The sequence below is a fragment of the Kitasatospora phosalacinea genome (assembly GCF_000716545.1).
Lineage (GTDB): Bacteria > Actinomycetota > Actinomycetes > Streptomycetales > Streptomycetaceae > Kitasatospora > Kitasatospora phosalacinea.
In genome coordinates this window covers 1-12035 of record NZ_JNWZ01000021.1, presented here as the reverse complement: position 1 = coordinate 12035, position 12035 = coordinate 1, and the positions used below count along the sequence as shown (strand labels likewise).

Sequence of the window (12035 nt, the reverse complement as noted above, 5' to 3'; positions counted from 1 at the left end):
GGTCACTCTCCCTGCCTCGGTGGCGGTCAGACGGGGGACGCGAGGTCCCGTACGAGTTCCAGCAGTTCGCGGACCGCGGCCGACGGCGCCCTCCCCCGGTCGAGGTGGGCGCCGAGGAGTCGCAGGTCCGCCGGGGTGAGCGAGGCGAGCGGCCGGTCCGCGAAGGAGAGCGGGTCGCCGAGGTCGTGCACGGTCGAGCCGTGGACCACGTGGCGGCCTCCGGGCGGGGCGGCCGGCGGGAGCGGCGCCCGTCCGCGCGGCCCTCCCGCGAGCGGGCGCGGCGCCGGTACCGGGGCGAGGGCGACCGCGTCGTGGAAGTGCGTCCGCGCCCCGTCGCGGGAGCGGCCGGCGACGACGCGCCACCCGGGGACGGCGACCAGGTCCTCCAGCGGCGGCCCGACGTGCCAGGCGGTCACTGCGACCCGGTCGGACTCCCGCTGGAACAGGTAGGCGCCGCCGGTCGACGCGGCGGTGACGAACTCCTCGGACGACAGGAACACCGCGGACTCGACCGTGCCGTGCTGCTCGGGCACCCGCCACCAGCCGTCGGCCGACAGCGGCCGCAGCGCGGCGTCGGCGAGGAGCACGCGGTGCCGGTCCGCCAGCAGCAGCAGTTCGCCGGAGGGGTCGAGGGCGTGGACGGTGACCTGCTCCAGACCGAGGCGGTCGTACAGGTCGACCTGCTCCGGCCGGCCGTCGTGCGTGCCGATCAGGGCGGCCGTCGTGCCCCGCGGCAGGACGGCGAACACGTGCGCGGTGGCGAGGAGCCGGGCCCCGTCGAGGGCCGGGCCGTGCGCGAGGACCTCCGCCCCGGACGGCCCGTAGCGGACGAGTTCCGGGCCCGCCCGGTACGGCCGCGGGCGCAGGGCGAGGACCGCGTCGGCGCCGAGGCAGGCCACGGCGGCGGGGCCGGTCCTGCGGTGGTCGGCGGACCAGAGCACCGAGCGGGAGCCGAGGTCGTACACGTCGATGCGGGTGGCGGTCGCGCCGTCGGGGTCCGTCCCGCCGGGCAGGCGCGTCTCCCGGGCCATGACCGGCGCCCGCCCCGGCCCGCCGGGGGCGAAGGAGAGCGGTCCGGCCCCGGTCGGGCCGGCCGTCTCCCGGCCGCCGCGCCCGGGCAGGTGCCAGACGGCCGACTCGGCGGCGGCGCGGGCCGTGCGCTCGGCGGCCCGCGGGCGGTGGCGCCGCGCGGTGAGCCGGGCGACCAGGCCGCGGGGGTCCTCGGGCGGGGCCCAGTGCGCGGGCGGGTGGCGGTGGGCGATCCGCAGCGCGTCGGTGACGGGGACCGCCCGCATGAGGTCCCAGAGCCCCGCCGGGTCGGCGGCCCGGACCAGCCGTTCGGCCGCCGCGTCGATCTCGGCCGGCGTTCCCCAGGCGAGGCGGTCGGCGCCGCGCCGCGTCCGCAGGTAGTGCAGCGCGGTGCCGATGGCGCGGTGTTCGGCTTCGGCGGCGTCCCGGCCGTCGGCGGTGTCCGGCAGGCGGGCGAGGCGCTCGCGGTGCAGGGCGAGGCTCTCCTCGGCGACCGCGGCGGCCTCGGCGTGCCGTTCCAGGGAGATGAGCTTGGCGGCGGCCTCGTCGAGGCGGGCGGCGAGGGGGCGCCGGAAGCGGGGGTCCACCTCGGCGAGTTGGCGGTGGAGGCGGACGGACTTCAGGAGCGCGTCGACGGATTCGGCGTGCCGTCCGGCGTCCCACAGGTGCAGGCTCTGGACGTGCAGGGCGTCCGCGAGTCCCTCCCCGTGGCCGGCCGGGTGGAGGCGGGCCATCCCGGTCAGGAACTCCACCGTCCGGCCGGCGCCCTCGGCGGCCTCCGCCGAGCGCCCGGACTCGGCCAGCAGGTAGCCGTGCACCGCCTCCAGGTGGTTCACGTCCGTGGCCAGGGCCAGGTAGCGCAGGGGGTCGCGGTCCAGGATCCCGTCGAGGAGCCGTCGCGCCTCGGCCACGGACGCGTGGGCGGCCGCCGTGTCCCCGGTCTGCTGGAGGGCGAGGGCGAGCCGGGTGTGCGCCTGGACCAGGGAGACCGGGGCCGTGTCGTCCGCCGGGTCCTGCTCCAGCAGGCCGATGGCTTCGCGGAGCAGCGCGGCCTGGCGCTCGGCGCCGATCTCCCCGGGGAAGAGGCCGCCCAGGCGGAGCAGGGCCGCGGCGTGGCGGGGCCGGTGCGCCGGGTCCTGCCGGGCGGCCGCCCGGGTGAGCCGCACGGCCTCCTCGACGAGTGCCAGCGCGTCGTTCCTGCGCTCCGCCCTGAGGTGGGCGGCGGCCAGGTCCGTCAGGAGCCGGGCCCGCCGGACGGGGTCGGTGGCCGTTTCGAGGCGGTGGGTGGCGAGGCGCGCGGCCAGGGCGGCGGCGCCGCTCTCCACCCGTACGTCGCGCGGGGACGCCAGCGGCTCGACGGCCTCCAGGACGTCGAGGTCGACGGGGTCGAGGGCGGCGAGCGCGGCCAGGACGGCGCTGCCGGCCCGGACGGCGAGGGCGGGGTCGCGGCGCAGCAGCGGGAAGAGGACGGCGGGGCCGACGTGCGGCCAGCGTTCGGCGGCGGCGACGAGGAAGGTGAGGGCGCGGGGGGTCCAGGGCGGTGCGGCCGCTCCGTCGCGCCCGAGGATGCGGGTGGTGCCGGTGACGGACCACAGGTCGGTCGGGTATCCGGTGACGGGGCTCCCGGGGAGGGTGAGGGCGAGGTAGTCCTCGGCGAGCCGGTCGGGGAGCAGCGGTTCGAGGACGTTGGCGGCCGCCGGGTCGGTGGGCGGGTAGTGCACGGCGTGGGCGGTCAGCGCGTGGTCGGCCGGGGTCCGCAGCAGGAGGCGGTCCAGCAGGGGACGGGCGGCGTCGCGGCGCATCGGGCCGGTGAGGACGGCGGTGAAGACGGTGCGGGCGAGGTCGAGGCCGCGGCGGTCGTCGGCGGCGGCGTCCGGGGCACCCGGGGTGCGCGGGTCGGGGCGGCGCCAGTTCTCGTGCTCGCGGTCGAGGAGGTAGGCGGTCATCCCGGCGAGGTCGCCGGGTGGTTCCCGGCCGGCGGCGCGGGCGTCGACGGCGGTGAGCGCGGCCATGTGGACGGCGAGGGTCAGCCCGAATTCGGGGCGGGCGAGGTCCTGGTGGGGCGGGCGGAGGGCTTCGAGGGCGTCGGGGTCCGGGTAGTGGGCGGCGAAGCCCCGGCGGGCGGCCTCGAACATCCGGGCGCGCTCCCCCTGGTGGCCGGAGTCGGCCAGCGGGTCCAGCGGCTGGTCGGAGAGGTCGGTGGGGCGCCGGAGGCGGCCGAGTTGGGCGCGCAGGGCCGGCCAGGGGCGCACGGAGCGGGCGATGAGCAGGACCCGGGCGGGGAGTTGGCCGCGCAGCAGGCCGTTGTGGAAGAGCCAGGCGAGGTGGGCGTCGGGCCAGCGGTCGGCGTAGTCGACGAGGACCAGCACCCCGGCGCGGCGGTCGGTGCGCAGGTCCTGGCTGCCCTCGGCGGGCGGGTGGGTGTCGGTGCCGTGCACGGCGTCGACGACCAGCCAGCCGGTGTCGGCGCACTCGGCGGCGAAGCGGGCCGCGAGGCGGGACTTGCCGGCGCCGCCCGGTCCGTGCAGCCACCGCACGGCCGTCCGCGCGGGCTGGTCGCGCCACGCGCGCAGCCGGTCCAACTCGGCCTCGCGGCCGGTGAACTCCACGATCTCGCTGCGGGCGTCGAGCATCCTGCTGGGCTGGGCGCGCAGCCAGGCGGAGTCCCGCCGCAGGCCGTCGGCGCCGCCGCGGGGGTCGCGGGCGTACAGCAGGTAGACGGGGGTGCCGTCGCCGAAGACGTGGATGTCGGCGCCGATCGCGCCGTAGGCGAAGCCGGCGACGGCGCGGACCTGCTGGTGGACCTCGTCGGGGAGGTCCACGGTCAGCCGGTCCCGTCCGCGCCCTCCTCGTCGGCGGGCGGTGGCACCTGCCTCCCGGCCGTCTGGTGGTAGTGCAGGTTGCCGCCCTGCACGGCGAACAGGGTGCCGTGGTCGCGGGCGGTGTTCGACTGCGTCCACACCTGGTGTCCGGCGGGCAGGCCGTCCTGGACGCGGGCCACGAGTTCCCGCAACTCGTCCTCGGAGTCGGGGTGTTCCTCCAGCAGCAGGAGCAGCCGTCGGCGCCACACGGGCAGCAGTTCGGTCCGGATCTCGTCCACGGCGGCCGGCTCGGCGCGGCCGACGAGGGCGGCGTCCTCGTCGAGTTGCGCGCCGATCGCCTCCCCGCGGGCCTCGCCGCCCCGTCCGAAGAGCCGGACCACCCCGCTGCGGGCGCCCTGCCACAGGTCGGTGGCCATGGCGCCGATCAGCGCGCTGGCCCCCGCGCCGGCGAGCGCCGTCAGTGACTCGGCCAACATCCGTCCTCCCGACTCCGCTCCGGCGGGCGGCCCTCGGCCGCCGGCCGCCGGCCCAACTCCGCCCGTTCCGAACCAGGTTAGCCCGGCCCGGGCCGGTCGGGGCCGGATGGGTGATTTCGGTGGTCGCGGGCGGGTCCGAGCGGGTTCGCGGACGCGGCGGGCCTCCGGGACGACGCCCGTGGCGACCGCCGGACTCCCCTCGTGCACGGTGATCCGCCGGCCGGGGCGCAGCCCGCGCCACCGGGCGGGCGTGAGCGGGAGGAGGCGGGCGGACGTCGGTGCCGGCGAGCTTTCGAGCCGGCGGCCGTCGAGGTCGGGGCGGTGCCGGTTCCGGCCGGGGCGGATCGGGTGGAGACGGCAGGTCGCGCCCGTCCCGGCGGCGCCGGTGGTGCAGCGCCCGGGGGCGAGGGACGCAGGACCAGGGCGAGCGCGGTGCCGCGGCGGAGCAGGGTGCGCGCTGGTCGTCCTCGGCGATCTCGGGAACGCCGTCGACGGTGCGGATCCCGACCGGGACGTGGTCCTCCGGGTGGAAGGGGTTCTCGGTGCGCTCCCAGCCGACGGGGTCGGGGCAGGAGGGCTCGGGGAGGCCCGGGCGGCGGGGCGAGCGCGGTGAGCAGGTCGGCGGCGTCGTCGTCGTTCGTCGACAGCGAGAGCATCCGCCCAGGCCAGGCCAGGACCGGCCAAGGACCGGCACCGGCACCGGCACCGGCAGCCGCTGCCGGGGCGGATGACGTCGGGGATCGATGACGCGGGCGGGCCGTGCCCGGAGGCGCCGGCCGCCGTTCAGGCGGACTGGCGCTCGATCAGGGTGGGTTCGAACAGGACGGTGGTGGCGGCGCGGCCGGGCCGGGCGAGGTGGTCGAGCAGGACGCGGGTCATCTCGGCGGCCATCTCCTCGACCGGCTGGCGGACGGTGGTCAGGTGGGGCCGCCCGGCCGTCGCCGCGGAGGAGTCGTCGAAGCCGATCACCGCGATGTCCTCGGGGACGCGGCGCCGGTGCTCGGCGAGGACGGCCAGCGCGCCCTGCGCCATCAGGTCGTTGGCGGCGAAGACGCCGTCCAGGTCGGGGTAGCGGCGCAGCAGCGAGGCCATCGCGCGCTCACCGTCCTCGCGGGTGAAGTCCCCTTCGACGTGCGGGAGTTGGTGGATGCCGTGGTCGGCCATGGCCTCCCGGAAGCCGGACAGCCGGTCGCGGGCGGCGCGGACGCCGAGCGGGCCGGAGATGGCGGCGACGCGGTGGCGGCCGCGGGCGTGCAGGTGGTCGGCGGCGATCCGGCCGCCCTCGCGGTTGTCGAGGTCGACGCAGGAGAGCGAGAGCGGCGTCGGGGGACGGCCGAACAGGACGGTGGGGATGCCGGCGGCGAGCAGCTGGGCGGGGAGCGGGTCGCGGCTGTGGGTGGAGACGACCATGGCGCCGTCGGCGTTGCCCTGCCGGAGGTAGGTGAGCGCCTTGTCGCGGGCTTCGGCGCTGTCGGCGAGCATCAGGACGGGGTGCAGGTCGAGCGGGCGCAGGCCGGTGAAGACGCCGCTGACGACGCGTCCGAAGAACGGGTCGGCGAAGATCTCGCCGCCGACGTGGTGGTCGGGGGTCTCGGGGGCGTCGCTGCCGGAGATGACCAGGGCGAGGGCTCCGGTGCGCCGGGTGACCAGCGAGCGGGCGGCGCTGTTGGGGACGTAGCCGGTGCGGGCGATGGCCTGGCGGACGGCCTCCTGGATGGCGGGGTCGACGTTGCGGACGCCGTTGATGACGCGGGAGACGGTGGCCCTGGAGACGCCCGCGACCCGCGCCACGTCCTCCAGGGTGCTGGCGCGCTTGAGGGCTTCGCTGCTCATGGGGCCCTTTATAGCACGCTCGGAGAGCGCTCTCCCAGCGCGTTCCGCCCCCTGGTCCGAACCGGGTTCGAAGGCGCGCCCGGGCGCCCGTTCCGGGGTGCGGACGGGTGCCTGGCCGAGCGCCGGAACGGGCGCGCGACCGGGGCCGCGACCGGGGGCGCTCCCCCGGTCGCGGCCCAGCGGAAGCGGGCGTCCGCTCACGAGCTGTGCTCCTGCCAGCAGATCATCACGGTGGTGGCCGTCATCACGGCGACGTCGGCGCGGCTGCGCGGGGGCGTGCCGAAGGTCTCGGGCAGCTCGGCGACGTCGACGGTGAGCACGAAGCTGTCCTTGCGGACCACGGTGGTGCCGTCGGCGCGCTTGTACGCGGCCTCGCCGAGGCCGTTGAGGTCGGTGACGGCGCCGGCGCTACCGCGCAGTCCGTCGTACTGGGCGAGCGCGGTGACGGCGTCGGGGAGTTCCTTGACGGAGAGCGTCATGGTGCCGCCGGCGTAGTGGTAGGCGCAGCTGTAGACGCGCTTCTCCCAGGTGGGGGCGAGCGGTTGGGTGACGTCGGTGCCGAGGGCGCCGGCGAGTTCCTGCCGGAAGTACGGGTTGCAGATCATCGAGGTGGCGTCGGAGGGCCGGTCGGGCGCGCTGGGCGCGGGCGCGGGCGCGGCGGGCGAACTCGCGGCGGGGGGCGCGGCGTCGGTGCCGGTACCGGTACCGGCGCCTGATCCGCATCCGGCGGCGGCGAGCAGCGGGAGCGGGAGCAGGAGCAGCGCGGCGGTGCGGCGAAGCCTCATCGGTGGTCCTCCGTGGGGGTGGGGCGCGGGCCGGCCCCGCCGCCGGACGTGGGGGCCCGTGGCGGCGGGGCCGGGGTTCCGCGTTCGGGCTACGGCTCGGTGCTTACGGCAGAAGGTACTGCTCGTTGAGCGCCGCGCCCCGGTTGGGGAGGGTCTCGTCGTAGCCCCGGGCGTTGCACTGCAGGCCACCGACGATGCAGTGGTCGACCAGTGCGGCCAGGGTGGGCGCGTCCCAGGCGTTGAAGAAGTCGTAGTGGAAGGAGAAGCCCCGTCCGCTGGAGAGGTGGAGCTGGGCGAGGTGGTCCAGGTTGGCCGGGAAGGCCATCTTGAACTCGATCATCGGCAGCGCGACCGGGTGGTCGGCCGGGCAGACGCCCTCGATCGGGTAGGCCATGTGGCTCTTGTGGTCGGGGGTGTCCAGGTACAGACCGTTCCAGCAACTGGGGGCCTGGAAGCGGATGTTGAGCTGGCCGCCGCCGGGGCACTCGGTGGGCAGGTCGGAGGTGCGGTAGCTGTTGCCGCACTCCCAGCCGGCCACGTACCCGGGGTGGGTGGTGAAGTCGGTGGCGCTGTCGGTGGGGCTGGCGACGACGAACCGCAGGCCGGCCGGGAACGGGCGGACGGCGGTGTAGTCGTTGATGCCGCTCTTGTAGTAGATGGTCTGCAGGCCGACCGGGTCGACGGGGGTGCTGCCGTCGTACATGGTGGGCATCCAGTAGCCGGACTTGTCGCCGGGGGCGAGGCAGCTGGTGGTGCTGGCCTGCAGCGACTCCAGCGTGGAGTTGGCGTTGGTGTTGAGGGCGCCCATGAAGGTGTGCATGTGGGAGGCGCCGGGCTTGCCCGGGTAGACGATCGGGTCGTCGGGCAGGTCGTGGGTGGCGGTGCAGTTGGCCTGGAACTCGTGGAAGTAGGCGTGCGGCGGGTTGCCGGTGGCCGGGGTGGCGCCGGTGACCTGGGGGTTGGCCAGGACGTAGCCCGCGCCGCCCGGGGTGGCGACCTGCCCGTAGACCTTGAACTCCTCCAGCGAGTACCCGTACTGGGTGCCGCGCTTGGTGAGGTTCAGCCGGATGTACCGTCCGCTGCCGGCGAGGTCGATCTGCTCGGTGCCGCCGGTGCCGTTGGCCTTGGTGTAGAGGGTGTTCCAGCTAGTGGCGTCGTTGCTGGTCTGCACCTGGTAGCCGCTGGCGTACGCGGCCTCCCAGTCGAGTTCGACGTGGCTGATGCTGGCGGTGCCGCCCAGGTCGATCCGGACCCACTGGGAGTCGGTCCAGGCGCTGGCCCAGCGGGTGGCGAGGTTGTTGTCGGCGACGGCCGCGGCGGGGAAGCCGGCGTTCTCCACGGACGAGGCGGTGACCGGCTTGGACTGGCTGATCAGCGGGTCGGTCGCGGCGACCGCCTGCTGGGTGAGGACGCCGCCGGTGAGGGCGCCGGCCGCGAGGATCGCGGCGGCGGCGCCGGCGAGCGCGGTGCGGTGGGGCGCGCCGCGCGACGTGCGGTGTTTCATCGGACCTCCGGAAGAGGAAGGGTGGGTGGGGGCCCGGTGCCGCGCGGCGCTCCCTGCCGCGCGGCACCGGGGGTCTGTGGGGGGTGGGCGGGGCGTCCGGTCCGGTGGCACGGCCCGGACGTCCCTCCGCCGGGGCGGTCGTCAGGCGTAGACGCCGAACTCGTACATCGAGTAGCCGTACGCGGTGCCGCGCTGGGTCATGGTGACCCGGACGTAGCGCCCGCTGCCGTTGACGTCGATGTCGTCGATGCCGCCGGTGCCGTTGGCCTGGGTGTAGACGGTCGTCCAGTTGGTGCCGTCGTTGGAGGTCTGGATCTGGTACGCCTTGCCGTACGCGGACTCCCAGCCGAGCTGCACGTGCTTGAACGAGGTGGTCTGGCCCAGGTCGACCTGGAGCCACTGCGGGTCGGCCCACTCGCTGGCCCACCGGGTGGACCAGTTGCCGTCGGTGGTGTTGGACGGCGGGTAGGGGGCGCCGTTGCCGACGGCCTGGTAGGTCGAGGCGGTGGTGGTCCTGCCCTTGGCGACGTTGGTGCCGCTCGGCGTCGGGGCGACGGTCCGGAAGGACTTGGACTCGATGCCGACGTTGCCGTGGCCGTCGTAGGCGTAGACGTAGACCTTCCAGACGCCCAGGGTCCTGGGCGCGGTGACGGTGAACTGGCCGTCGCCGGTCTGGGTGAAGCGGACCTGGCTGAAGCCGGTGCCGCCGTCCACGTACTTGGAGCTGTAGTACAGCTGGTAGCGGACCAGGTCGCCGTCGGGGTCGGTGGCGGGCGAGTTGAGCGTGAAGGTGCCGCCGGCCGGGACGTCGGAGGTCCTGCTGAGGGTGACGTTCGGCATCACCGGCGGGGTGTTGCCGCTCTGCGCGCTGCCGCCGTAGGACTTGGCGACGGAGTAGTACGCGGGCTGCTTCCAGCCGCCGGGGATCAGGTTGAACCAGGTGCCGCCGAAGTCGTTCTCGGTGCCGTAGTTGAAGATGGTGGCGCCGAGCGCGACGCCGGTGTGGCCGGAGACGCAGTTCCAGGCCCTGGTGTAACCGTCGCGCTTCTGGGTGTCGGTGGGCTGGGTCGGGACGCCGTTGGCGTCGTTCGGGACCTCCCACTCGCCGTCGTCGCCGGACTCGGTGACGATGTACGGCTTGGTGTAGCCGCCGTTGATCCAGTCCTGCCTGACGTTGCAGACCGCGCCGTAGGAGTTGACGGCCAGCAGGTCGAGGCTCGGGGCGTACTGCTTGTAGTACGGCCAGGCGCCGGTGTAGGCGTCGGTGGAGGTGACCGGGTGGTCGGGGTCGACGGCGTGGATGGCCTGGGTGACCTGCTCGACGAACTTGGCGTAGGCGACGCGCTCCTGCTCCACCGTGGCGCCGTTGTAGGCGTGGTCCTGGGTGGTGAGGATGACCTCGTTGCCGACGTCCCACATCAGGGTGCCGGGGTGGTCCTTGTAGGTGGCCACCCACTGCTTGACGGAGTCGAGGGTGCTGGTCTTGTAGGCGGTGTCGTTGACGTAGTCGGCGCCCTGGTTGAGCCAGAAGCCGTTGACGACCTTGATGCCGTACGCGGCGGCGGCGTCCAGCAGCGGCTTGCTGGCCGCGTCGGTGCCCCAGGTGCGCAGGGTGTTGACGCCCATCGCCTTGAGGTCGCGCATGTGCGCGTCGGCGGTGGACTGGGCCGGGCCCCAGGTGACGCCCTTGAGCTGGTAGGGCTGGCCGTTGACGCTCAGGCCCCAGTTGCCCTGGCCGCCGGTGACCTTGACGGTGTTCTTGCCGGTGGCGGCGGGCGGGTCGGCGAGCGGCGCGGGGGCGGTGCCGGTGGTGGTGGCGACGGTGACGGTGCCGATGGACAGGGCGCCGCCGGAGGTGGTGGTGGCGCTGGGCGTGGTGCAGCCGCAGACGCTGTCGGGGAAGGAGCCGCCGATGGCGAGGTTGAAGACCAGCTTGAAACCGTGGTCGACGGCGTTCTTCCAGTCGGTGGTGCCGACCTGGGACTCGTTGACCTGCCAGATCTGCCGGCCGTCGAGGTACCAGCGGATCTGCTCGTCGCTGACCGTGCGGTCGATGACCTGGCTGTAGGTGTGGTAGTCGCTCTGGCAGCCGGGGCAGGAGGCGAGTCCGCTGGTCATGCCGTTGTACTCGTTGCAGTTGCCGCCGGGGGCGGTGCCGCAGTGCAGGGTGGCGGAGGTCTGGCTGCGGCCGTTGACGTCCTCGAGGATGTCGGTCTCGCCGGTGCCGGGCCAGCCGCCGCTGCGGTCGCCTCCGCCGATGGCGCGGAAGGACGGCCAGTAGCCGGTGCCGTCGGCGACGCCGGGCTGCTTGATCTGCGCGGAGATGAGCAGCTGCCCGCCGGCGGGGGCGGCGAAGTCGCCGCGCTTGCTCTCCACCCGGCCGGAGGTCCAGTTGCCGGCGCCGTCGCGGACGGCGGTCAGGTTGAGGTGGCCGTTGCCGTCGACGGCGACGTTGGCGGGGCTGGCGGTGTCGTTCTGGATCTCGCCGGTGCCCCAGTTGGCGGCGCCGCCGGGCTCGGAGGTGCCGGTGCGGACCGTCCAGTTGGTGCCGGAGGGGGCGCTGCCGCTGCTGCCGGCGAAGTTGTCGGTGAAGACGGTGTTCCAGTTGCCGGGCGGGGTGGTGCCGGTGGGCGGCGGGCTGGTCGGCGGGTTGCTGGGCGTGCCGGTGGAGCCGGAGCCGCCGGTGAACACCTGGAACTCCCAGACGGAGTACCCGTAGCCGGTGGCCCGGGCGGTGCCGTACAGGCGGACGTAGCGGGCGGTGCCGGTGAAGTCCTGCTTCTCGGTGCCGCCGGCGCCGTTGGCGGTGGTCCAGGCGTCGTTCCAGGTGGTGCCGTCGGTGGAGAGCTGGATCCGGTACGCCTTGGCGTACGCGCTCTCCCAGGTGACCGAGGTGCCGCAGACGCTCTGCGCGGAGCCGAGGTCGACCTGCAGCCACTGCGGGTCGGAATTCGCCGAGGACCAGCGGGTTCCGGCGTCGCCGTCGACGGCGTTGGACGCGGGGGTGCCGTAGTTCTCGGTGCTGGAGGCGGTGGCGGTCTTGCCCTTGGCGGCGTTCGCGGTGGTGCAGCCCTGGTCGCCGCCGCCGGTGGCGCCGTAGACCTGGAACTCCCAGAGCGAGTAGCCGTAGCCGGTGGCCCGGGCGGTGCCGTTCATCCGCACGTAGCGGGCGGTGCCGGTGATCGGGACGGTCTCGGTGCCGCCGGCGCCGTTGGCGGTGGTGTACGCGGTGGTCCAGGTGGTGCCGTCGGTGGACAGCTGGATCTGGTAGCCCTTCGCGTACGCCGCCTCCCAGCGCAGGGTGACGGAGCTGAGGGCGGCGGGGGCGCCGAGGTCGACCTGGAGCCACTGCGGGTCGGAATTCGCCGAGGACCAGCGGGTTCCGGTGTCACCGTCGACGGCGTTGGACGCGGGGGTGCCGTAGTTCTCGGTGCTGGAGGCGGTGGCGGTCCTGCCCTGCGAGAGCAGGACGGGCGCGGCCTGGGCGCGGGTGGCGGGCAGCAGCAGGACCAGCGCCGCGACCAGGGCGGCGGCGAGGGCCGCGGCCAGGGCGCGGACGGGGGGTGCGGAGGGGGTGGGGCTGGCG

At 75.1% G+C, this 12035-nt stretch carries 6 protein-coding genes; all 6 read right to left on the bottom strand.

Features of this window, described 5'->3' with window-relative positions:
* Positions 1–26: 26 nt before the first annotated feature.
* The 6 genes from OO48_RS35105 to OO48_RS12790 all read right to left on the bottom strand — a co-directional run bounded on the left by OO48_RS35105 (position 27) and on the right by OO48_RS12790 (position 11998).
* A complete protein-coding gene (locus tag OO48_RS35105; RefSeq protein WP_051732070.1) occupies positions 27–3851 on the bottom strand; it encodes an ATP-binding protein in 3825 nt (1274 codons plus the stop codon).
* Between the two features lie 2 nt (positions 3852–3853).
* Complete coding sequence (locus OO48_RS35100) at positions 3854–4324, bottom strand: hypothetical protein (RefSeq protein WP_063830671.1); 471 nt, start codon at positions 4322–4324, stop codon at positions 3854–3856.
* Between the two features lie 786 nt (positions 4325–5110).
* Positions 5111–6160 (bottom strand): LacI family DNA-binding transcriptional regulator, encoded by a 1050-nt coding sequence (locus OO48_RS12805; RefSeq protein WP_033215404.1) that lies wholly within the window; start codon positions 6158–6160, stop codon positions 5111–5113.
* Between the two features lie 197 nt (positions 6161–6357).
* On the bottom strand, positions 6358–6945 hold the full coding sequence (locus OO48_RS12800) for a hypothetical protein (RefSeq protein WP_051732068.1): 588 nt from the start codon (positions 6943–6945) through the stop codon (positions 6358–6360).
* A 103-nt stretch (positions 6946–7048) separates the two neighbouring features.
* Positions 7049–8449 (bottom strand): DUF1996 domain-containing protein, encoded by a 1401-nt coding sequence (locus OO48_RS41170; protein WP_033215402.1) that lies wholly within the window; start codon positions 8447–8449, stop codon positions 7049–7051.
* Between the two features lie 141 nt (positions 8450–8590).
* A complete protein-coding gene (locus OO48_RS12790; RefSeq protein ID WP_051732095.1) occupies positions 8591–11998 on the bottom strand; it encodes a discoidin domain-containing protein in 3408 nt (1135 codons plus the stop codon).
* Positions 11999–12035 lie beyond the last annotated feature (37 nt).

Coding starts and splice junctions, on each gene's coding strand:
- OO48_RS41170 (WP_033215402.1), bottom strand. CDS start 8,449: ATGAAACACCGCACGTCGCGCGGCGCGCCCCACCGCACCGCGCTCGCC.
- OO48_RS12800 (WP_051732068.1), bottom strand. CDS start 6,945: ATGAGGCTTCGCCGCACCGCCGCGCTGCTCCTGCTCCCGCTCCCGCTG.
- OO48_RS12805 (WP_033215404.1), bottom strand. CDS start 6,160: ATGAGCAGCGAAGCCCTCAAGCGCGCCAGCACCCTGGAGGACGTGGCG.